This is a genomic window from Flavobacterium facile (assembly GCF_036321945.1).
GTDB lineage: Bacteria > Bacteroidota > Bacteroidia > Flavobacteriales > Flavobacteriaceae > Flavobacterium > Flavobacterium facile.
Genome location: NZ_JAZAYT010000035.1, coordinates 363,502 through 384,427, shown reverse-complemented (window position 1 = coordinate 384,427; position 20,926 = coordinate 363,502). Strand labels below are relative to the sequence as shown.

General features: G+C 30.5%; 19 protein-coding genes and 1 riboswitch. Of the genes, 12 read left to right on the top strand and 7 right to left on the bottom strand.

Features of this window, described 5'->3' with window-relative positions; genetic code table 11:
- Positions 1 to 56: 56 nt before the first annotated feature.
- Complete coding sequence (locus tag UEQ13_RS14290) at positions 57 to 2,096, top strand: TonB-dependent receptor plug domain-containing protein (RefSeq protein WP_329807001.1); 2,040 nt, start codon at positions 57 to 59, stop codon at positions 2,094 to 2,096.
- A gap of 52 nt (positions 2,097 to 2,148) precedes the next feature.
- Here the strand turns inward: UEQ13_RS14290 and UEQ13_RS14285 are convergent, their stop codons facing one another.
- A complete protein-coding gene (locus UEQ13_RS14285; RefSeq protein WP_329807000.1) occupies positions 2,149 to 2,499 on the bottom strand; it encodes a DUF6686 family protein in 351 nt (116 codons plus the stop codon).
- 7 nt (positions 2,500 to 2,506) lie between these two features.
- Complete coding sequence (locus UEQ13_RS14280; protein ID WP_329806999.1) at positions 2,507 to 3,418, bottom strand: DUF6607 family protein; 912 nt, start codon at positions 3,416 to 3,418, stop codon at positions 2,507 to 2,509.
- A gap of 114 nt (positions 3,419 to 3,532) precedes the next feature.
- On the opposite strand from UEQ13_RS14280, the gene UEQ13_RS14275 reads away from it, so the two are divergent.
- The 5 genes from UEQ13_RS14275 to UEQ13_RS14255 all read left to right on the top strand — a co-directional run bounded on the left by UEQ13_RS14275 (position 3,533) and on the right by UEQ13_RS14255 (position 8,662).
- Entirely contained in the window at positions 3,533 to 5,602 is a 2,070-nt protein-coding gene (locus UEQ13_RS14275) for a TonB-dependent receptor plug domain-containing protein (RefSeq protein WP_329806998.1), read from the top strand.
- A 25-nt stretch (positions 5,603 to 5,627) separates the two neighbouring features.
- Positions 5,628 to 6,251, top strand: coding sequence for an HmuY family protein (locus UEQ13_RS14270; RefSeq protein ID WP_329806997.1), 624 nt, complete (start codon positions 5,628 to 5,630; stop codon positions 6,249 to 6,251).
- 149 nt (positions 6,252 to 6,400) lie between these two features.
- Positions 6,401 to 6,535, top strand: a riboswitch (adenosylcobalamin (AdoCbl) riboswitch).
- A gap of 70 nt (positions 6,536 to 6,605) precedes the next feature.
- Positions 6,606 to 7,088, top strand: a complete 483-nt coding sequence (locus UEQ13_RS14265; protein ID WP_329806996.1) for a PAS domain-containing protein — start codon at positions 6,606 to 6,608, stop codon at positions 7,086 to 7,088.
- Between the two features lie 9 nt (positions 7,089 to 7,097).
- The gene (locus UEQ13_RS14260) at positions 7,098 to 7,484 is read left to right on the top strand and encodes an acyl-CoA thioesterase (protein ID WP_329806995.1); all 387 of its coding nucleotides are present in this window, start codon (positions 7,098 to 7,100) and stop codon (positions 7,482 to 7,484) included.
- A 41-nt stretch (positions 7,485 to 7,525) separates the two neighbouring features.
- Complete coding sequence (locus UEQ13_RS14255) at positions 7,526 to 8,662, top strand: lycopene cyclase family protein (protein WP_329806994.1); 1,137 nt, start codon at positions 7,526 to 7,528, stop codon at positions 8,660 to 8,662.
- A 128-nt stretch (positions 8,663 to 8,790) separates the two neighbouring features.
- Here UEQ13_RS14255 and UEQ13_RS14250 read toward each other — a convergent pair whose 3' ends face one another.
- The 4 genes from UEQ13_RS14250 to UEQ13_RS14235 all read right to left on the bottom strand — a co-directional run bounded on the left by UEQ13_RS14250 (position 8,791) and on the right by UEQ13_RS14235 (position 14,855).
- The gene (locus tag UEQ13_RS14250; RefSeq protein WP_329806993.1) at positions 8,791 to 11,091 is read right to left on the bottom strand and encodes a LamG-like jellyroll fold domain-containing protein; all 2,301 of its coding nucleotides are present in this window, start codon (positions 11,089 to 11,091) and stop codon (positions 8,791 to 8,793) included.
- A 96-nt stretch (positions 11,092 to 11,187) separates the two neighbouring features.
- Positions 11,188 to 11,838 carry a LytR/AlgR family response regulator transcription factor gene (locus UEQ13_RS14245; protein ID WP_329806992.1) on the bottom strand — a complete coding sequence of 217 codons (651 nt, stop codon included), beginning with the start codon at positions 11,836 to 11,838 and terminating at the stop codon, positions 11,188 to 11,190.
- 1 nt (position 11,839) lies between these two features.
- Positions 11,840 to 13,531: a sensor histidine kinase gene (locus UEQ13_RS14240; RefSeq protein ID WP_329806991.1), complete on the bottom strand. Its 1,692-nt coding sequence runs from the start codon at positions 13,529 to 13,531 to the stop codon at positions 11,840 to 11,842.
- Between the two features lie 496 nt (positions 13,532 to 14,027).
- Positions 14,028 to 14,855: a hypothetical protein gene (locus tag UEQ13_RS14235; RefSeq protein ID WP_329806990.1), complete on the bottom strand. Its 828-nt coding sequence runs from the start codon at positions 14,853 to 14,855 to the stop codon at positions 14,028 to 14,030.
- Positions 14,856 to 15,005: 150 nt separating this feature from the next.
- Here UEQ13_RS14235 and UEQ13_RS14230 point away from each other — a divergent pair, with 150 nt between their 5' ends.
- The 4 genes from UEQ13_RS14230 to UEQ13_RS14215 all read left to right on the top strand — a co-directional run bounded on the left by UEQ13_RS14230 (position 15,006) and on the right by UEQ13_RS14215 (position 17,960).
- Positions 15,006 to 15,416 (top strand): BrxA/BrxB family bacilliredoxin, encoded by a 411-nt coding sequence (locus UEQ13_RS14230; RefSeq protein ID WP_329806989.1) that lies wholly within the window; start codon positions 15,006 to 15,008, stop codon positions 15,414 to 15,416.
- Between the two features lie 94 nt (positions 15,417 to 15,510).
- Positions 15,511 to 16,245, top strand: a complete 735-nt coding sequence (locus UEQ13_RS14225; RefSeq protein WP_329806988.1) for a lysophospholipid acyltransferase family protein — start codon at positions 15,511 to 15,513, stop codon at positions 16,243 to 16,245.
- Between the two features lie 5 nt (positions 16,246 to 16,250).
- The gene (locus tag UEQ13_RS14220) at positions 16,251 to 17,240 is read left to right on the top strand and encodes an acyl-ACP desaturase (RefSeq protein WP_329806987.1); all 990 of its coding nucleotides are present in this window, start codon (positions 16,251 to 16,253) and stop codon (positions 17,238 to 17,240) included.
- A 75-nt stretch (positions 17,241 to 17,315) separates the two neighbouring features.
- Positions 17,316 to 17,960, top strand: coding sequence for an HD domain-containing protein (locus UEQ13_RS14215; RefSeq protein WP_329806986.1), 645 nt, complete (start codon positions 17,316 to 17,318; stop codon positions 17,958 to 17,960).
- 86 nt (positions 17,961 to 18,046) lie between these two features.
- Here the strand turns inward: UEQ13_RS14215 and gdhA are convergent, their stop codons facing one another.
- Positions 18,047 to 19,390: an NADP-specific glutamate dehydrogenase gene (gene gdhA / locus UEQ13_RS14210; protein WP_329806985.1), complete on the bottom strand. Its 1,344-nt coding sequence runs from the start codon at positions 19,388 to 19,390 to the stop codon at positions 18,047 to 18,049.
- Positions 19,391 to 19,610: 220 nt separating this feature from the next.
- Between gdhA and UEQ13_RS14205 the strand changes: the two genes are divergently transcribed.
- Both UEQ13_RS14205 and UEQ13_RS14200 read left to right on the top strand, forming a co-directional pair.
- The gene (locus UEQ13_RS14205) at positions 19,611 to 20,399 is read left to right on the top strand and encodes a THC0290_0291 family protein (protein ID WP_329806984.1); all 789 of its coding nucleotides are present in this window, start codon (positions 19,611 to 19,613) and stop codon (positions 20,397 to 20,399) included.
- A 118-nt stretch (positions 20,400 to 20,517) separates the two neighbouring features.
- Positions 20,518 to 20,856 carry a T9SS type A sorting domain-containing protein gene (locus UEQ13_RS14200; RefSeq protein WP_329806983.1) on the top strand — a complete coding sequence of 113 codons (339 nt, stop codon included), beginning with the start codon at positions 20,518 to 20,520 and terminating at the stop codon, positions 20,854 to 20,856.
- Positions 20,857 to 20,926 lie beyond the last annotated feature (70 nt).

Here is a 20,926-nt window from a genome sequence, read left to right as displayed (position 1 = left end):
TATTTCATTAATACAAATAATATTTTTAGTTTTGTCTAAAAATTAAATTACTAAAAGTGAAAAAAATATTTCTTTTGTTCCTTTTTTCTGTTCTTTCTCAAGCGCAAATAAAAGATACTATTGCAAAAAATACAGATAAAGACATAGATGAAATTGTTGTTACAGGAACTTTAAAACCGGTATCTCGATTAGAAACGCCAGTTCCTGTAGAAATTTATACGGCGACTTTCTTAAAGAAAAATCCAACTTCCAATATTTTTGAAGCCTTGCAAAACGTAAATGGTGTTCGACCGCAATTGAATTGCAACATTTGTAATACTGGCGACATTCACATTAATGGTTTGGAAGGACCGTATACAATGGTTACGATTGATGGAATGCCAATTGTAAGTTCGCTTTCTACGGTTTATGGTTTATCTGGAATTCCGAATTCGTTAATTGATAGAATTGAAATTGTAAAAGGTCCGGCTTCTTCTTTATATGGAAGTGAAGCCGTTGGTGGATTAATCAATATAATCACAAAAAATGCGACTCAAGCTCCAATTTTTTCAGCCGATTTTTTCACGACTTCTTGGTTAGAAAACAATTTAGATTTGGGTTTTAAAAAGAACATAAAAGACAAAGCAAATACGTTAGTTGGTTTGAATTATTACAACTATAATTCACCAATAGACAACAATCACGATAATTTTACAGATATCACTTTACAAGAAAGAATTTCGATATTTAATAAATGGAATTTCATCAGAAAAAATGATAAATTATTCACTTTAGCAGGTCGTTTTTTTTACGAAGATCGTTGGGGTGGTGAAATGAATTGGAACAAATCGTACCGAGGAACAAATCAGGTTTATGGTGAAAGTATTTACACGTCTCGTCAAGAAGTAATCGGAAAATACCAATTGCCTTTTTCAAAAAAAATTTATTTCTCGTTTTCAGCTACTAATCACGACCAAGATTCATATTATGGAACCACAAAATATGCCGCACAACAGCAAATTGGTTTCGGACAACTCACTTGGGATAAAAAAATTAGTAGTCACGATTTATTAATTGGTAGTGCGTATCGTTACCAATTTTATAACGACAATACAACCGCAACGGTTGCACCAGAAAGAACTCATATTTTTAGTGTTTTTGGTCAAGATGAAATAAAATTGGCGAAAATGCACAGTGTTTTATTGGGAAGTCGATTGGATTACAACAACAATCACGGATACATTTATACTCCGAGAATTGCTTATAAATGGAAATTTACAGATTCGGATATTTTTAGAATTAATGCTGGAACTGGATTTAGAGTCGTGAATTTATTTACCGAAGAACACGCCGCACTTACAGGTTCTAGAGAAGTACTTGTTGAAGAAGATTTGAAACCAGAAAAATCGTTTAATGTGAATGTGAATTATTTAAAAAAGATGCGATTTGAAAATGCTTCGTCTTTAGGTTTTGATATTTCCGCTTGGTATACTCATTTTTCGAATCAAATTATTCCGGATTACGACACCAATCCCAATCAAATTATTTATAAAAACTTAAATGGTTTTGCGGAAACAAAAGGTGTAAGCATGAATATTGATTATATGACGAATTTCGGATTAAAAGCAATTTTAGGCGCAAGTATTTTAGAAAGTAAAAACACAAAAGACGGCGTAACCTCAACACCAATTTTAACGGAGAAATATAGTGCGAATTGGGCGATAACTTATGAAATTTTAGAATGGAATTTGTCTTTTGATTATACCGGAAATTTATATGGTCCGATGCGATTGCCTTTATTAAGCAGCTTAGATCCTAGAGCAGCAACTTCACCTATTTGGAGTATTCAAAATATTCAAGCGACTTATAAATGGAATAATAGGTTTGAAGTTTATGGCGGAATTAAGAACTTATTAAATTGGACACCTAACAAAAAGAATGCATTTTTAATTGCCAGACCAAATGATCCGTTTGATGAAAATGTGCAATTTGACGGAAATGGAAATGTAATTGCCACACCAGAAAATCCATATGCTTTAACTTTTGATCCCGCTTATGTGTACGCACCCAATCAAGGAATTAGAGGTTTCTTAGGATTAAGATATTATTTGAAATAAAAACCAAAAAGCCCGCTTTTATGAGGCGGGCTTTTCTTTATAACTCTAAAAATTAATTAAAATTGATAGTATTATCAAAATCTTTATAGGTTAAAAAACCTTTTTTTTCTGTATCAAAATCGAGTAAACTCAATAGTTCAAACAATTCATATCTATCAATTAGAATGATAAAATTTTTCTGTAACGTAGGAATTGGAATTTTCTTATTATAAATAGAATTTTCATATTCGTTTTCCCAATAACTGATATCTACTTTTCGTAAAAAATCTTTAAATGTTTCTAATTCTAGAATATCTAAACTAAAATGTAGGTTATTAAAACTCAATTGGAATTTCTTGCAATTATTCATGTAAATTAAAATTCCATTTTTTGTTTCTTTAACTTTTGTAAAATTGCAACACATAACTATCTTATTTTGAAATGTAACTTTCTATAATTTTTGCAACTTCTTCTCTTGAAGCATCTGCTTTTAAATCGAATAATTTCATAAACAACGGCTGATTGTCCACTTTTTTCTCTAAGGTTAAATCTTTATTTTTCAAGAAAACAATTTCCCATTGGTCTCTCACTTTTTTCCAAACCGAATTGTTCTTTTTCCACCAATCTTGTGCGATTTTACATTTAAAATCATCCACTTTAGTGTACACATCATGACCTTTTTCTAGAGCTAATAACACATCTTTTTCATTATTTTTTCTAATCAACTTAGCATTATCTTGATCATGAATCCAACCAGTTGTAGTTGTTTCTTGCACATTTGTTCTTTTCAAAACATTATAATCATTTCTAATGGTATGTTCTCTTCTTGGTAAAGGCGCATCTGTTGTATTTTCCCAATAATGTCTTCCGTCAACATGAACCCAAGTCGCTGTTCCTTCATATCTCGGACTATCATCCACTTGATACACTTTTTGCGTCCATTGCCCTTTTACTTCTTTAGATGATAATTGATTAAAATTCCAAGTCGTTTCTTTATTGAAAGTATAAAATTTTGTGTTTTCGAACAACCAATCTTGACGCCAATGTTTTACTATTGATTCTTCTGTTTTTCCTGTAATTAATAAATGTTGTAACGAAATTTTATTCGGTTGGTCTTCAATTAATTCTACCCATTCTAAAGCGGTTTCATGTTTTACTGGTGATTTTTTATACAAACTGTCTTTAGAATAACTAAAAGTTTCCGCAAAATTGAACTGCACCTCGTAACAACCACACATCGATTTTATGGCTTTTACGTCTTCTTTCTTTTTTACATCCTGACTTCTTCCTACAAAGCCAATTAACAATAATGTAGTTGTTAAAATAAATGAATTGATTTTCATAATGTTATGTTTTAAGATTAAATTTCTGAGGCAAATATATTTATTTTTATTCATTCTAAATAAAAATAATATATATATTTGTCAAAATATTTTTATTAAGTCTAATTTAATATAATGAAGAATATCAGATATATCCTGTTTTTATTGGCGTTTAAGTCCTTTTCACAAAACGAAAAAAAAGACACGATTAAAAGTGTCTTAATAGAAGAAGTTGTTGTAACGGCAACTCGAACAGAAAGACAATTATCATCTTTACCATTACCGGTACAATTAATTACGAAAGCACAAATTAAACAAACTGGAGCGTTAAAATTAAATGATATCCTTGAAGAGCAAACTGGACTTATAATAGTTCCCGATTTTGGTGGTGTTCTTGGAATTCAAATGCAAGGTTTAGATGCTCAATATACTTTGATATTGATAGATGGCGTGCCGCTTGTTGGTCGTTCGGCAGGATCTCTAGATTTGAGTAGAGTTGCTGTAAACAACATCAAACAAATTGAGATTGTAAAAGGTGCATCGTCTAGTTTGTATGGTTCTGAAGCATTAGGTGGTGTAATAAATATAATTACGGAAAGTCCGAAAAACAAAAAAATTACAGGTGAATTAAATAGCCGTATAGGAACCTTTTTTACTACTGATAACAATCTAAATTTTGGATTTGGCATCAATAAATTAAACATCAATGCATCAATAAATTCATTTTCAACAGATGGCTATGATTTAGATAAAAAGGATAATGAAAAAACGGTTTTACCCTATCGAAATTTAACTTCACAATTGCAACTTGATTATAGATTTTCGGATAAATCAAATTTAGTAGTATCCAATCGATATTTCAATCAAAGCAACAATGTTGAAACTATTGTAAACAACAAAAACGCATCGGGTATAACCAAAACCAACGAATACAATAGTCATTCTAGGTTTTTTTATAATCCAAATGACAATTTAAGTTTCACAGGCGAGTTTTATGCCACTCAATATTACATAAAAGACGAGGTGCGTTTTAATGATACGAATGCAACTTTATATAATGATTTTTTTAAAGAAAACTTACTCCGTCCAGAAATTAGAACTTCATACAAGAAACGAAATACAACCTATACTTCAGGTTTTGGATATAATTTAAATAATCTGGAACGCACCTATTTTGACCAAAAAGCACTCAATAATTCTTATTACGGATTTTTACAATACGATTACAATTTAAAAGAGAAGTTTAACATTTTGGCTGGTTTACGTTATGACAAAAATTTAGCTTATGCTTCTGTTTTAAGTCCGAAATTAGCTTTGAATTATCAATTTTCAAAACAGTTTTCAATTCAAGGTTCTGTTGGTTATGGTTTCAAAGCACCTGATTTACGACAATTATTTTTCAATTTCGAAAATGTTGGCGTGGGCTATATTGTTTTGGGTTATAATGTTGCTCCAAATCGATTAGCTGAATTAGAATCACAAAGACGCATTCAAAACAGTATGGTTTCTCCTAATTTTTTCGATAACCCACTAAATCCTGAAACTAGTGTGGGTTATAATTTCGGCATCAAACACAATCGAGAAAAAATAAAAACTTCTATAAATATTTTCTACAACGAAGTAAAAAACTTAATAGATACGAGAGCCATTGCACAATTAACCAACGGACAAAATATTTTTAGTTATACAAATATCGGTTCCGTTTCTACACAAGGTTTAGAGCTTAATTCATTAGTCAAAATAACTAAAAACATAGAAATTTCAGGTGGATATCAATATCTAATTGCAAAAGATAATGATGTAATTCAGGATATTAAAGACAAAAAAGTGTTTGCTCGTGAACCAATTACATCACAATCGTTTGAACTAAAACAATCGGATTATTTCGGATTATTCAATCGTTCTAAACATACTGCAAACTTCAAATATTTTTTAAAAATTCCAAATTGGAAACTCTATCACAATATCCGAGCAACTTACAGAAGCAAGTACGGATTATTCGACACTAACAATAATGCAATTCTAGACAATTATGATGCTTTTGCAAAAGAGTATGTGATTTTCGACACCTCAATAACCAAAAAAATAAAGAAAAAATTTGAAGTACAAATCGGCATCGATAATATTTTGAATTTTACCGATACACAAAATGCGAGTAACTACGCAGGAAGAGTAACGTATTGTAAAGTGCAATACCATTTTTAATTATTTTAAACCTAATTTAAACATTATGAAGAATTTCAAAACAATTTTAGTATTAGCAATTTCAGTTGCTTTTTTTTCTTGCTCAAAAGACGATGAGCCAACACCAACTGCTACACCAACAACACTAACCGTAAAAACCTTTTCTAATTTGCATGCGCCAGTTACTGGTGGTGGTGGGCAACCCGTAAGTGGAGAATTTGTAAAATTCAATTTTGCAACAGGACAAATTGTAACCGCAGGAGACAATTGGGACATTGCTTTTCGCTCTACTACAATTCTAGTAAATGGCGGAGTTGCAGGAACAGATCAACCAGCAAGAACAGGTATTGCAGCTGCATCTGTTGTTACTGGAACTTTTGCAAACATTATAACAGCTCCAACAGATAATTTATTTGCACAAGATACAGAAACAAGTTACGCAATACCAACTGGTTCTGGAAATGGTTGGTATAATTATAATGGTGCTACTAATGTAGTCTCTCCAATTGCAGGAAAAGTAATTGTAGTAAAAACCCACGATGGAAAATATGCAAAAATGGAGATTTTAAATTATTATCAAAACGCACCTGCAAACCCAACAGGAACAGAACCATCAAGATATTATAAATTTAATTTTGTTTACCAACCTAATGGAAGTAAAAACTTTTAAAATTATTCTATAAAAAACATAGAATAAAAAAATTGAAGTTTCTAATTAAACTTTGAATTTTGTTTGTGTTTGATTAAAGACTGCCCTTTTTGAGCAGTCTTTATTTTTAAATTCATAACTTTACCAAATATTAAAATCAATTTTTGAGAAGTAGTTTTTACTTTTCAATGTGGAATCGAGTTAAATTCTCGAACTGTCGTGCAACTGTGATTTTCTTTTAGAAATAAGTCAGATACATATAATTGATTTTTGTTTACGCATCACGAAAGTGCATAAGCTAGAATTTTCTTCATTTCACTATAATGAAGAAACGCTCTGTTTTATTCGCTTTTATAACTTTAAAACGAATAAAAAATGTTTGACAAATACGACCAAGCTTGGGCTAAATATCAAAAAAAATTAAGACTTAAACCTTTACCGTTGCTTTCTTGGAATATTTTTAGCCATCAGATTGCACCAATTACAGCTTTTAATTCCCTTCAAAAAAACTGGGTAAATAAGGAAGATTATTACAATCAGATTGCCAATAAATCTGTGATTGTAACAGATAGTAAGCTTACCATTATTTTTGCTACTAAAGAAATTTCTGAATTAACGGGCTATCGTTCTTCTGAAATTATTGGACAAACTCCAAAAATGTTTCAAGGTGCTTTAACGGATGATAGAACTAGAGAAAAAATCAAAATGGCAATTAGCAAAAATCATCCTTTTAAAGAAATCGTCATTAATTACAAAAAAGATGGCACTTGCTATAAATGCGAAATCGAAGCCTATCCAAAATTTGATACCAATAACAATATAGTAAATTACATTGCATTCGAAAGAATTGCCTCATAAATCAAACCGATGAAAACACAAGAAGAAAAAATCAAAGATTCTACAACAAGAGTTTTTAAAGCTGTATTTCCTAACACAACCAATCATTACGATACTTTATTTGGTGGAACTGCCATGCAATTTATGGATGAAGTTGCTTTCATCACAGCAACCAGATATAGTCGCCAAAAAATGGTAACCGTAAGTAGTGATAAAATAGATTTTAAAAGACCAATTCCACACGGAACTATTATAGAATTGATTGGAAAAGTAACCTATTTAGGGACAACCAGTTTAAAAGTGAGAGTCGATATTTTTATTGAAGAAATGTATTCTACTTCAAGAGAAAAAGCCATTACTGGTGAATTTACTTTTGTAGCGATAGACGAAAACAAAAAAGCTGTTAAAGTGGAATAATCTTTTTTCAAATTCCATCTAAAAGAAGTACTTTTGAAACTATGAACTACTATCATTACATATTTACCGGAAACGGATTATCAGCTTTATTAACCCTTTTTGAAATGATTCAATCAGGACAATTTTCTGATAAAAAAATACTTTTGATAGATTCAGATTTGAAAAACAAAAATGATAGAACTTGGTGTTTTTGGAATTCCGAAAATTTATTTGACGAAATTATTTCTAAAAAATGGCAAAAAGCTTGGTTTAAAAATGAAAGTTTCATTAATCAATTAGATTTAAATCCGTACGACTATAAAATGATTCGAAGTGCGGATTTTTATAAGTTAATTTTCGATAAAATTGCAAAACAACCCAACATTGAAATCTTTCAAGATGAAGTGACTGATTTTTCAGAATTAGGAAAGCATTGTGTTGTGAAAACGAAAACCAAATCGTTTACGTGTAATCAAGTTTTCAATAGCATTTACAACCCAAAATTAGTAAAATCGCAAACTAAATTTCCTTTGGTGCAACAACATTTTATTGGTTGGTTTATCAAAAGCAAGGAAACTGTTTTCACAGAAGATTGCCCAACTTTTATGGATTTTTCTGTCGAGCAGAAAGGAAATACGCGATTTATGTATGTGTTACCAACTTCTTCAACCGAAGCTTTATTAGAATATACTTTATTTTCTAAAGATTTGTTACCGAAAGAAGAATACGAAAGCGAAATTGAAAACTACATTCATAAATTAGGCATTACCGAATATGAAATTGTAGAAAAAGAACAAGGTAACATTCCAATGACGTGTTTTCCTTTTTGGAAAAACAACAGTAAAAACATCATAAACATTGGTTCAGCTGGTGGTTGGAGTAAAGCCAGTACGGGTTATACGTTTAAAAATTCGGTAAAAAAATCAAAAGAATTAGTTCGGTTTTTAAAAACAGGAAAAGACTTTACCAAATTTCATAAAATCAACAAGTTTTGGTTTTACGATTTACTACTTATTGATATTTTGTATCAAACCAATCAACACGGAAGCGCTATTTTCTCAAGTATGTTCAAAACAGGAAAAGCTGCCTTAATTTTTAAATTCTTAGACGAAGAAACTTCTTTTTGGGAAGATTTAAAAGTCATTTGGATGTGTCCGAAAGGGTTGTTTATTAAAGCATTGTGGAAGAGAGTTTTTTAGTTAAATAAAAAAAGCCAGCTAAAGCTGGCTTTTTTATTATGAGAAACAAATAATCATTCCTATTGAAAATATTAGAATATATATAAGGATTAACAACACCTCTAATCTTTTATCTTCTTTTAACTTCATTATTGTTTGATTAATTTGAAGGTATTTAAATTACCTTTTTGATTAGTAACTGTTAGTAAATAGATACCATTTGTATAATTAGATAAATCTATGTTAGAAGATCCAACAGATACTTTATTAGAATATACTTTCTTACCAATCATATCAAATACCTCAACAGTACTATCTTCTTGAGTTTCGATAGCAAAAATGCCGTTTGATGGGTTTGGATATATTTTAATGTTGTTAGCCACTTCAAAACTTTCGTTGCTCAAAACCGCGCAATTTGTCCCAGTAACAATAGGAGAACCAGCCAAAAAGTTTGATGTTGTCCCAGTTTTTGTAAAATTAACTAAAGTTCCATTATTGGCATTACCAGATGCATCTGTAAGTGTAGTAATAGTTGTATTATTTGCAGCATCTGTACCTTGATTGAATTTATAATAAGCTACTAAACTATTTTGAGTTGAAGGGCTTGGTAATTCGCAATTCATATTATTTTGAATTTCCGCTAAAGGTAATGCTCTATTCCAAATACGAACTTCTTCAATATCTCCATTAAACACTGCTCCAGACCCGTATGCGCCAATTTGCATATTACCTCCAACAGTTGCTGATACGCTATTGTTTTCACTTACTAATATTTCATTAATATACAATTTCATAGTAGTGGTTGGCGCGTCATATGTAACTGTTACCATATTCCATGTATTTAATAAAGACGATGCATCTGCCAAAACATGTTGAAAATTACCATTATTACCTGCTCTAATATTACCACTCCAAATCCAAAATACCTCATTAGAATTTGATATAATGTTTTGACCAGCACCAGAGGATATGTATGTAGGTCTAATCATAGCTTGTTTGGTATAAGAAGATCCTCCAGAAATTAAGTTTGATAAATTAACATAATCATTAACACCATCAAAATTTAAATGAGTGGCTGGAATTGAAGCATTCACCGTAACTACAATTTCTGTTCTTGCGCTTTCACAACCATTTGCATTTGTACTTGAAACCCAATACGATGTTGAACCAACTGTTGCTGTACTTGGTGTTGGTGCAGTTGTACCTGTTCCACCAGTAGCAGTTGTGTACCAAACTAAACTTGTACCGTTTGCACCAACTGTTGCAGTTAAGGCTGTTGCAGTTGCTCCTTGAGCATAAGTTACTGGTGTTGTAACTGTCGCTACAGAAGGAATTATAGAACCTGTTGTAACTGGTGAACCAGCCAAAAAGTTTGATGTTGTCCCAGTTTTTGTAAAATTAACTAAAGTTCCATTATTGGCGTTTGCAGTAGCATCTGTTAAACTAGTAATAGCTGTATTATCTGCAGCATCTAAACCTTGGTTGAATTTGTAATTGGCTACTAAACCTGTTTCATTACCTTGTAATTCACAATTTTTGGAACCGTTTATTTGTTCTGCTGTTCTAGCTACGTTCCAAATACGCACATCTTCCATATTACCATTGAAATGGCGAGGACCAAATGTTGGGTTATTCCCAATTAAAACTTGGTCTACTGTATTATTAATGTTTCCAGAAGTTGCAACTACATTTTCTAAAACACCATCAATGTAGATTTTAATAGAATTTCCTCCTAACGTTCCAACTACGTGATGCCAATTACCATCAGTAACAGAAGAAGTTGAGTTAACTTGTGAAGAAGTAGTACCACTGCATGTGAAATTAACAGTTCCTGTGCTATTTAAATGTAATCTCCAACTATTATCGCCTTTTATAACTAACGCATCCCATTCATCAGGTGCAACGCTTGATTTTACCCAAACCTCTACTGTCATTTGATTGGTAAAATCAAAATTTGATTCATTTGGCAGTGTAATAAAATCATCAACTCCATCAAAATTTAAATGGGTTGCAGGTGCAAAAACATCAACTCTTTGTGTTGTAGATGTTAAAGTACCTGTAAAACCACACGATGTTGCCGTAGGATTTGATAAAACAGCATAATAATAAAATGTTCCTGCTTGGGATGTGCTTGGCAAATAAGTCTTAATATCTACAATATTATATTCATTTGGTGTCGATTGAGTTGCTGAGCTGACCAATACTCCACCAACTGTAGAGTTTACAGTGTTTCTATACCATGTTAAAGTGTAACTTGTAGCAACAGATGGTTGGCTATTACCAAAAGCACAAACATTAATTGAAAGACTTAACGGGTTTGCTGTTTGATTTATTTGATATGATTGTCCACCTGTTAAAGGATCAACACTTGATACTTGAAATACATAAGTTGCAAAACTGTGATTGAATACTAATAAAAATAATACAATCAGATAATACTTTTGTTTCATAATTTTTGAATTTGTGATTTGACGCAAAAGTATTTTTTACTTCTAAGAAGAAAAAAAAAATGTTAAGAACTGCAGAACTTTGTATAAGAACGTAGATTATAGCTTAAAATCGAGGTTTCTTGAAAGTGGTATTTCAAAATCCTCGATATAAAGAAAGGCGCTAGTTTTTTTAGTTATTTTGACTTGATTTATAATATACGAACGATGGACTTTTATAAATTTATCGGATTGCACTTCTTTTAAAAAAAAGTCTAATGATTTTCGGATGGTGAATTTTTTATTCTCTAATTGAATGTCAATATAATTTGCATCGCTTTTTATAAATAAGATATCGTCTACATTTATTTTTACTTCATCATAACCGTCTTTGACAACAATATAGGTAGGTTTAATGTTAATAGAAAACAGTGTAATGGCAGCAACTAAATCAATCTTTTTTACTGGTTTTGTTAAATAGGAAATAGGATTGGTTGAAAGTGCTAATTGCAGTGTTTCCAATTCGGTTTGACCTGTTATGAAAATAATTTTAGCTTCAGTCACATATTTTTTTGCCCATTCAATTCCTGAATTTTTTCCTTCTACATTAATGTCTAATAAAATTATATCTGGAACAAAAGTTTCTAGAAGTTCAATGGCTTGATTAATTTTATAGGCAATTTCTATTTGATGCCAATTATTATCATTTAAAATGTTTTTAATATGATTTGCTGTTAAAACCTGATCTTCAACAATTAGTATTTTTGGCATTTTATAATGGTTTTTTAAAATTGAGTTGAAATCCGTTTTCGGTATTAATTGTGTGTTGTACTTCTAACTGCATACATAATTGTTCTACAAGTACTGGTTTTAAAACTTTTTGTTTACTGTTTTTACCGTTATCTTTATAGTTGAAATCTAATTGATTAGTAATAATATCAACAGATAACTCAATTCTCTTTTCTTGTTTAACTTCAAATGCATGTTTCATAGAATTAATTATTAGCTCTGTGATTAATAAACCTAAAAACAAAGCAGTATCAGAATCTACATCCACAATATCAACTACCATATTTAAGTGAATATTTTCTTCTAAAATTAATTCATCAAAATTATTTTTAATATCTAATAAATATTCTTGCAGGTTTATAGTGTTTATGTTACTCGTAGTATATAAACATCTATGTAATGTTGCAATAGCTTCTACTTTTGTGAGCAAACGTTTAAATTCAGATTTTTCATTTTCATTTTCATTTTTCCTTATTCTGTTTTCAATTAAAACAGCAATAAGTTGCAAGTTATTATTTACTCTATGATTTGTCTCGCTTACTAAGAATTCATTTTGCTTAGATAATATTTTAAGTTGTTTGTTACTTTTATTAGATTTGGTATAAAAATAACCTATTAGTAACGTTATTAAAACGGCAATCAAAAATAATCCTATGAGAAGATATAATTTAGCTTTGTTAGAACTTAATTCTTTATCTTTATTTATGATTTCTAACTGATTAATTTTTATTTCATTTTCTTTATCTTTAAGCTTATATTTTGTTTCTAAGTTTAGAACTAATTCTTCTTTTTTTAACTCATTATACTTAGTTGTAAGTTCTGACCTATATTTTAAATATTCATAGGCTTTTTCTATATTGTTCAATCTAAAATACAGGTTTTGAATGTTTTCATTAAAAATAATTTCATTATAATAAAACTTGTGTTTTTTAGAAAAATTAGCAGCATATAAAGCTACATTTAATGCTTTTTCTAATTGATTGCTTCTTGCTAAAGCCATTATGTAACTTATATAAGCATCAGCTTCTTGCTGGAGCAAGTTATTGCTTTTTGCAAATTGAATTATTTCTTCTATATATTTTATGGAAGTTTCGTAGTCTTTTTCACGTTCATAAACACCAGCAATTTCTAATAAGGAATAAAAAACATTATCCTTATCGTTAAGTTCTTTTGCAAGTTTTAAGGACTTTTTTGCATATAAAAGTGTAGAATCTTGAATATGAAAGTATTCCGTAAAAAGGGCTGCTTTTCTATTGTAATATTTAGCTAAATAAAGGTCTTTAATTTTATTTTTCTTTAAAACAACTGTCGCTTTTTCTAATTGCGCAACAGATTCGATATACATTGCTCTTTTTCTATAAAACTCTGCCATTTTAACGTGATACAAAAACTCTAATTGAATATTATTCGTGTTTTTGATTATTTTATAAGCCTCTGTATAATATTTGTTGGAAGTATTATAATCTAATTGTAGTTTATAAGTTTCTGCTAAACCAACAAACAATTTAATTTTAAGTTCATTGTTTGTGGCTTTTTTTAAATTATTCTCGAAATATATTTTTGCTAATTCGAGTTTGTTTTCATTAATTAATTTTTCACCAATAGCATAAATAGCATCGTGTTGGGCAAACGACCATTGAAATATAATAAGAAAAAAAAGTATATATGATTTCATTTAAGTTTTCAATTTCTTTTTCCTAGCTACAGGAAATAATACACTATATAAATTTATTAACATCAAATATAGTAAAAAGGCTTCAACTTCTCGAAGCCATAAAATTTTTAAAGGTTGAATTTTTTAATATTTAAAAGACAAGTGTCTGCCTTGTTTTTTCACCAAAGTAGCGATAAAATTCAGTTTTTACGCTATAAGTATAGAATAGGCTGTCAGTTATATTTCATTTTGACTTATTGGTTTTTACTTTACGAATTGCCTTTTGAATATTTGTAGGAGCTTCTTCTATTTGATTATTTTTATATAAAATGCAGCTCGATTGTACTCTTTTTCTTGAGTAAAAATCGAAAACGAAAGCATTAAAAAAAACAAACAAAATTATTTTATAGAATTATTTTTATCAAAAAATAAGCCAATAAAAGTATGAGAAATATAATTATTAATTAAAAAAAGGTGTAAAAGGCAAAACTTTGTATGTAAAAATAAAAACGCAGTTTTATTCTTCTTCCAAATACTTCTTATTCACTAATTTTATATTCGTGTAAAAATTATTTGCATCTGTAAAAGTAGCGCCTTTTTCATCAAATCTTTTAAAAGTAAAATCGCGTAATTTTTCTTCTATACTTAAAGATTTCAAAACCATTTTATTTTTTACAATTTCAAAACTCATGGCTACTTTTTCTCTTTGGTAAATCCAATTTGAGGTGAATTTGTGGTTTTTACCAATACTTTCTTCACTCGTATAAAAAAACGGATAAGGCTCTTGTGTTTCGTAATTCAATTGCAATAAATTGTAGTTTTTATCTACAACAAAACTGCCTTTATAAAAACCTTTTGATTCGAAAGTCACCAATAACTCCTCATTATCTAACCATTCTCTTGTAAATACATATCCATTTGGATGACTAAAAAAATCAAGATCTGCGGTAGTTAAATTTTTACGAATAGGAAAGCCAGAAAGCCAACCAATTGGCGATTCTTCAGCTGAATAATTTTTAAAAATATCTTTAAAATCAGAAAACCAATTGTCTTTATTTTCAATCACGTTCTTTTTTGAAAACGTATTATTGAAATTCGTGATTTTTATAATTTGCGCTTCACTTCTATTGATAATCGTATCAGAATTTCTCAAATTTACTTGACGCAAATGGAAAACAAAACTGGTGGTATCTGTTTTTTTAAGCAATTGCTTGTTCAATCTTTTTAAGATGGTCGCCATTTTAGGTTTGCTTTTTACACTAACCGTTTCAATTTCGGCATCCTTAAGTTCTTGGGCAAAACTGAATGTGGTAACACTTAAAAAAAGTAAAATATAATATCGCATGACTTAAATAATTGATGCAAATATAAAACACTATTTTCATGATTTGATGAAATTTATATAACGATAACAAATCTTTATGATAAGTTTATATGTGTAAAGCTAAAAACTTTGTAAATTTGTACATTATAAACGCTATTTAAATACAAAAATATGTATCCAGAAGAAATGGTAAAACCCATGCGTGCAGAATTATCTGATGCTGGTTTTCAAGATTTATATTCAGCTGAAACAGTTGAACAAGCAATAAGTAAAACAGGAACAACTTTAGTAGTTGTAAATTCAGTTTGTGGTTGTGCCGCAAGAAATGCACGTCCAGGAGCAAAAATGAGTTTAGAAAACGTAAAAAAACCGAGCAATTTAGTAACGGTTTTTGCTGGCGTTGATAAAGAAGCTGTTGACAAAGCAAGAGAACATATGTTCCCTTTTCCTCCATCTTCACCATGTATGGCTTTATTTAAAGATGGTGAATTGGTTCACATGTTAGAACGCCATCATATTGAAGGTCGTCCAGCAGAACTTATTGCAGAAAACTTAAAAGACGCTTATAACGAATTTTGCTAACTACTATGCTAGCATATTATAAAAACCGCCTCTTTGGTGGTTTTTTTATTTATATCTAGTATCTTTGCTAACGTAAAAAATACAACAAAAAAGTATGCAAAAAATTATTTCGTATCCCTTATCGATACTTTATGCGATAGTTTTTTTAATTTGGTTGATCATTTTTCATCCGATTCAGTTGGTTTGTTACCATGTATTTGGCTACAACGCGCACAGAATATCAGTTGCGATTTTAAATTTTTTCCTTTTAAGAACGTCTCATATTTTAGGCACAACCTATAACATTATTGGAAGAGAAAAATTAATAGAAAACAAACCTTTAATTTTGGTTTGCAACCATCAAAGTATGCACGATATTATTCCAATAATATGGTTTTTACGAAAAGTGCATCCTAAATTTATTAGTAAAAAAGAATTAGGAAAAGGCATTCCAAGTGTATCGTTAAATTTAAGAATTGGAGGTTCGGCTTTAATTGACAGAAAAGACGGAAAACAAGCTTTAGCAGAAATCAAAAAGACAGGAGAATACATAAATAAGAACAACTATTCAGTTGTAATTTTTCCTGAAGGCACTAGAAGCAAAACAGGCAAACCTAAAGAATTTGCAACCAACGGTTTAAAAATGTTGTACAAATTTGCGCCTGATTCATATTTTGTACCGATAAGCATCAATAATTCGTGGAAAATGAATAAATTTGGAGCTTTCCCATTAGGATTAGGTACGAATATTACATTAGAAATTCATGAACCCTTAAAAGTTTCTGAGTATTCGTTTGATGAAATTTTCGAAAAAACAGAACAAGTAATAAAAAAACATATAAAACAATAAACCCCATGTCATTACATAACATCAGACTTGAAGTCATGCAATTATTGGAAAGAAAAATTGATTCTTTCATGGAAGAATTTTTAATTCCAGTAGAAAAAATTTGGCAACCTACAGATTTGTTACCAGATTCTAACAACGAAAATTTCTTAGAAGAAGTTAAGGAATTAAGAGAAATCTCTAAAGATTTACCTTACGATTTTTGGGTAACTTTAGTTGGAGACACCATCACAGAAGAAGCACTTCCAACCTACGAATCATGGTTAATGGATGTGGAAGGTGTTGACAATGTAGAAAGAAATGGTTGGAGCCGTTGGGTACGTCATTGGACTGGTGAAGAAAACCGTCATGGTGATGTACTAAACAAATATTTATATCTTTCAGGAAGAGTAAATATGCGTGAAATTGAACAAACTACACAACATTTAATCAATGATGGTTTTGATATCGGAACAGGAAGAGATCCATATAAAAATTTCGTGTACACTAGTTTTCAAGAATTAGCAACTTTCGTTTCACACAATAGAGTGGCGTTAATTGCTAAGAAATACGGTGAGAAAAAATTATTCAAAATGTGTAATTTGATTGCTGGAGATGAAATGCGTCATCACTTAGCCTACAGCGAATTTGTAAATCAGATTTTTAAAGTAGATCCAAGTGAAATGATGTTGGCTTTCCAATACATGATGAAGCAAAAAATCACCATGCCAGCGCTTTTCTTACGTGAATCTGGCGATAAAATTGGAAGTGCTTTTGAAGCGTTTTCAGATTCTGCACAAAGAATTGGAGTTTATACTGCTTCTGATTATGTAGATATCTTACAAAAATTAAACGAAAAATGGGACATCGGAAACATCAATGGTTTAACAGCTGAAGCTGAAAAAGCAAGAGATTATCTAATGAAATTACCAGAAAGAATGAGAAAAATTTCTGAAAGATTAATCATTCCAGAAGAAGGACATATTTTTAAATGGGTAGAACCAGCTTTAATTAGATAAATTAAAAAAATCAATAACATAAATTCCAAATTCTAAAACGTAACTTTTGAATTTGGAATTTTTATTTTAACACCTATGTCAGTAATAGAAAACACGATCAACTTCGTAAAAAAACAATTAGAAAATGCAGAAAGCGGGCACAACTGGTTTCATATGGAACGTGTGTATAATAACGCTTTGTTGATTGCGAAAGAGGAAACTTGTAATTTAGAAGTGGTTCAATTAGCGGCTTTATTGCACGACATTGCCGATAGTAAATTTCATGATGGTGATGAAACGGTTGGTCCGAAAGTGGCTAAAGAATTTTTAACTTCTGAAAATGTTTCGGAAGAAACTATCAATCATGTGGTGAAAATTATTGAAAACATTTCGTTTAAAGGCGGCAACTTCGAAAAAAAATTTACTTCTAAAGAATTAGAAATTGTGCAAGATGCAGACAGATTAGACGCAATTGGAGCAGTAGGAATAGCTCGTACCTTTAATTATGGCGGGTTTAAAAACCGAGAAATTTATAATCCGGAAATCGAACCTAATTTAAAGATGTCGAAAGAAGAATATAAAAACTCTACAGCACCAACAATCAATCATTTTTATGAAAAGCTGTTACTTTTAAAAGACAAAATGAATACGGAATCTGGTAAGAAAATCGCACAACAACGCCATACTTTTATGGAAACGTTTTTAGAACAGTTTTATAACGAGTGGAACGGAAAGTTTTAGTTGGGAGTTTTTAGTAATTAGTTTGGAGATAAAAAAACGGCTTTCAATTTCTTGAAAGCCGTTTTCTATATAATTTAAAATGTATATTATACTACACCTTGACCTAACATAGCGTCTGCAACTTTTACGAAACCTGCAATGTTTGCACCTTTAACGTAATCTACATAACCATTTCCGTCAGAACCATATTGTACACATGCTTCGTGAATGTCTTTCATAATTACTTTTAATCTGTTGTCTACTTCTTCTGAAGTCCAGCTTAAACGTAAAGAGTTTTGAGACATTTCTAAACCTGAAGTTGCAACACCACCAGCATTAGAGGCTTTTCCTGGAGCAAATAAGATTTTTGCGTCAGTGAAAACAGTAACTGCTTCTGGAGTTGAAGGCATATTTGCTCCTTCAGCCACACAGATACATCCGTTTGCTACTAAAGTTTTAGCTTCATCTTCATTTAATTCATTTTGAGTTGCACATGGTAAAGCGATATCACATTTAACTTCCCATGGACGTTTTCCTTCTACAAATTTTGCAGATGGGTATTTTTTAACGTAATCAGAAATTCTTCCGTAGTTTACGTTTTTGATTTCCATCACGTAAGCTAATTTTTCAGCATCAATACCAGCTTCGTCATAAATATATCCAGAAGAATCTGACATAGTTACTACTTTTCCACCTAATTGAGTTGCTTTTTGAGTAGCGTATTGTGCTACGTTTCCAGAACCAGAAACCACAACAGTTTGTCCTTCGAAACTTTTTCCTTTAGTTTTTAACATGCTGTCAGCGAAATACACATCTCCGTAACCTGTAGCTTCAGGACGAATTAATGATCCACCAAAAGAAATTCCTTTACCAGTTAATACTCCAGTAAATTCGTTTCTTAATCTTTTATATTGACCAAACATGTAACCAACTTCACGACCTCCAACACCGATATCTCCAGCTGGAACGTCTGTGTTATCTCCAATATGTTTAGATAATTCAGTCATAAATGCTTGACAAAATCTCATGATTTCAATATCAGATTTTCCTTTTGGATCGAAATCAGCTCCACCTTTTCCACCACCCATTGGTAATGTAGTTAATGAATTTTTGAAAGTTTGTTCGAAAGCTAAGAATTTCAAGATACTTAAGTTTACAGAAGGATGGAAACGAATTCCTCCTTTGTATGGTCCAATTGCAGAGTTCATTTGAATTCTGTAACCTCTGTTAACTTGAGTTGTTCCTTTATCATCTATCCAAACTACTCTGAACATAATTACTCTTTCAGGCTCCACCATTCTTTCCAATAACATTTTGCCTTGGTATTTAGGGTTTTCCTCGATAAACGGAATAACTGTTTCTGCAACTTCTCTTACGGCTTGCATAAACTCTGGTTCATTTGCATTTCTTTTAGCTACTTCGCCTAAAAATGCTGTAACACTTTGACTCATAATTATGTTTTTAAAAAAATTTTTCTGAAGGCAAATATACATCTAATAAAAAAAACTTCGAAGAATATCTTAAAAAAAATAACCTTTTTTTAAGAAAATAGAAAATTAGGTAAATCAAACTACGAAATCGTAAAAAAATCATCAAATTTTGAAGAAAACAAAAAAAATATTTTAATATGAAGTTTGTTTTTTTATATTTGTCGGATAAAATTTCCCAGCGATGACTAAAAAAATAATTTATAGCCTATTATTAGCATTTGGAATCTCACAGTTTTCAAATGCACAGTTTGGTTTTTCACACGAAGTAGGTGCTTTTGTAGGACCAGTTGCTTTTCAATCAGATTTTGGAGAAAGACACGATATAACAACAAATGCTGGAAATACTGGTTTTGGAGTTGGATTAGTACATTATATGAACTTTTCATACAGAGCTGAATGTAACTGCTACACACCTGAAACCTATTTTAACGACCATTTCAAATTACGTACTGAGCTTTCTTATACAAAAACGAAGTTAGATCATTTTGGAGAATGGGCAGAAAAACAATCTTCTGGAGGAGCACAATTAAGAGCGATGAACGGGGAAGCTAAAGTTACAGATATTGGTATGCAATTAGAATATTTCCCATGGAGTATTCGTCAATTTACTGCTACTGATGGCGCTTGGGGACCATTCATTGGTCTTGGAGCACACTATAATTTTTACAAACCGAACGTTTATACAACTACTGGTAATGGCAAAGTATCTGCATTGACTATGCCTTGGTTTCCAAAATATTATGACGGAGGAGTAAACAATGATGGTGGAAGTACTTGGAGTATTGTATCAAGTGTAGGTTCAAGATATAAATTAAATGAGTTATCAGATTTATTTGTAGAATTAAGATGGCAATATTATTTTTCAAACTGGATTGATGGTGTAAGTCCTGACCAAGCAAGATTTCCGGAAAACAAAGTTAATGATTGGAATTTATGGTTAAACTTTGGATATATCTACTACTTAGATTAATCAAATAAAAATATAAACACCTAAAACTCGTCTGGATTGTTAAAATTAGACGAGTTTTTTTATTTTATGGCATGGTAATTGATTTTTATTTTATAACTTTACTTCACAAATAGAAACTATGACAAAAAATTACATTTATATCATCCTACTATTCTTATCATTTAGTTTAAGCACTTTTGCTCAAGACAGCAAAACTGCCACTTCATCTAAATCTCAAGAACCTACTATTGAAGGATTAAGCTTATTCCCAAATCCTAATAATACAGGAAAAGTATATATTACTTCTCGACTAAACCTTGACAAAAAAGTAGAGGTTTTTGATGTATTAGGTAAAAAAGTAATTGACATTACACTTTACACTAAAGAACTTAACATCTCTAATTTAAACCCTGGTGTTTACATCATCAAAATTAAAGAAGGAGAAGCTTCTGCAACTAGAAAATTGATTGTTAATTAGTTAACAATAATTTATTGTTAAATCTATAACAAAAATTAGCTGAAAAGTTTTTTTTGTTCATATCTTTGTA

Excerpts from the sequence above, each read along its gene's own strand:
- UEQ13_RS14235 (WP_329806990.1), bottom strand. The coding sequence starts at position 14,855 with ATGCGATATTATATTTTACTTTTTTTAAGTGTTACCACATTCAGTTTT.
- UEQ13_RS14225 (WP_329806988.1), top strand. The coding sequence starts at position 15,511 with ATGCAAAAAATTATTTCGTATCCCTTATCGATACTTTATGCGATAGTT.
- UEQ13_RS14240 (WP_329806991.1), bottom strand. The coding sequence starts at position 13,531 with ATGAAATCATATATACTTTTTTTTCTTATTATATTTCAATGGTCGTTT.
- UEQ13_RS14220 (WP_329806987.1), top strand. The coding sequence starts at position 16,251 with ATGTCATTACATAACATCAGACTTGAAGTCATGCAATTATTGGAAAGA.
- UEQ13_RS14280 (WP_329806999.1), bottom strand. The coding sequence starts at position 3,418 with ATGAAAATCAATTCATTTATTTTAACAACTACATTATTGTTAATTGGC.
- UEQ13_RS14205 (WP_329806984.1), top strand. The coding sequence starts at position 19,611 with ATGACTAAAAAAATAATTTATAGCCTATTATTAGCATTTGGAATCTCA.
- UEQ13_RS14255 (WP_329806994.1), top strand. The coding sequence starts at position 7,526 with ATGAACTACTATCATTACATATTTACCGGAAACGGATTATCAGCTTTA.
- UEQ13_RS14245 (WP_329806992.1), bottom strand. The coding sequence starts at position 11,838 with ATGCCAAAAATACTAATTGTTGAAGATCAGGTTTTAACAGCAAATCAT.
- UEQ13_RS14285 (WP_329807000.1), bottom strand. The coding sequence starts at position 2,499 with ATGTGTTGCAATTTTACAAAAGTTAAAGAAACAAAAAATGGAATTTTA.
- UEQ13_RS14215 (WP_329806986.1), top strand. The coding sequence starts at position 17,316 with ATGTCAGTAATAGAAAACACGATCAACTTCGTAAAAAAACAATTAGAA.
- UEQ13_RS14260 (WP_329806995.1), top strand. The coding sequence starts at position 7,098 with ATGAAAACACAAGAAGAAAAAATCAAAGATTCTACAACAAGAGTTTTT.
- UEQ13_RS14230 (WP_329806989.1), top strand. The coding sequence starts at position 15,006 with ATGTATCCAGAAGAAATGGTAAAACCCATGCGTGCAGAATTATCTGAT.
- UEQ13_RS14200 (WP_329806983.1), top strand. The coding sequence starts at position 20,518 with ATGACAAAAAATTACATTTATATCATCCTACTATTCTTATCATTTAGT.
- gdhA (WP_329806985.1), bottom strand. The coding sequence starts at position 19,390 with ATGAGTCAAAGTGTTACAGCATTTTTAGGCGAAGTAGCTAAAAGAAAT.
- UEQ13_RS14265 (WP_329806996.1), top strand. The coding sequence starts at position 6,606 with ATGTTTGACAAATACGACCAAGCTTGGGCTAAATATCAAAAAAAATTA.
- UEQ13_RS14275 (WP_329806998.1), top strand. The coding sequence starts at position 3,533 with ATGAAGAATATCAGATATATCCTGTTTTTATTGGCGTTTAAGTCCTTT.
- UEQ13_RS14270 (WP_329806997.1), top strand. The coding sequence starts at position 5,628 with ATGAAGAATTTCAAAACAATTTTAGTATTAGCAATTTCAGTTGCTTTT.
- UEQ13_RS14250 (WP_329806993.1), bottom strand. The coding sequence starts at position 11,091 with ATGAAACAAAAGTATTATCTGATTGTATTATTTTTATTAGTATTCAAT.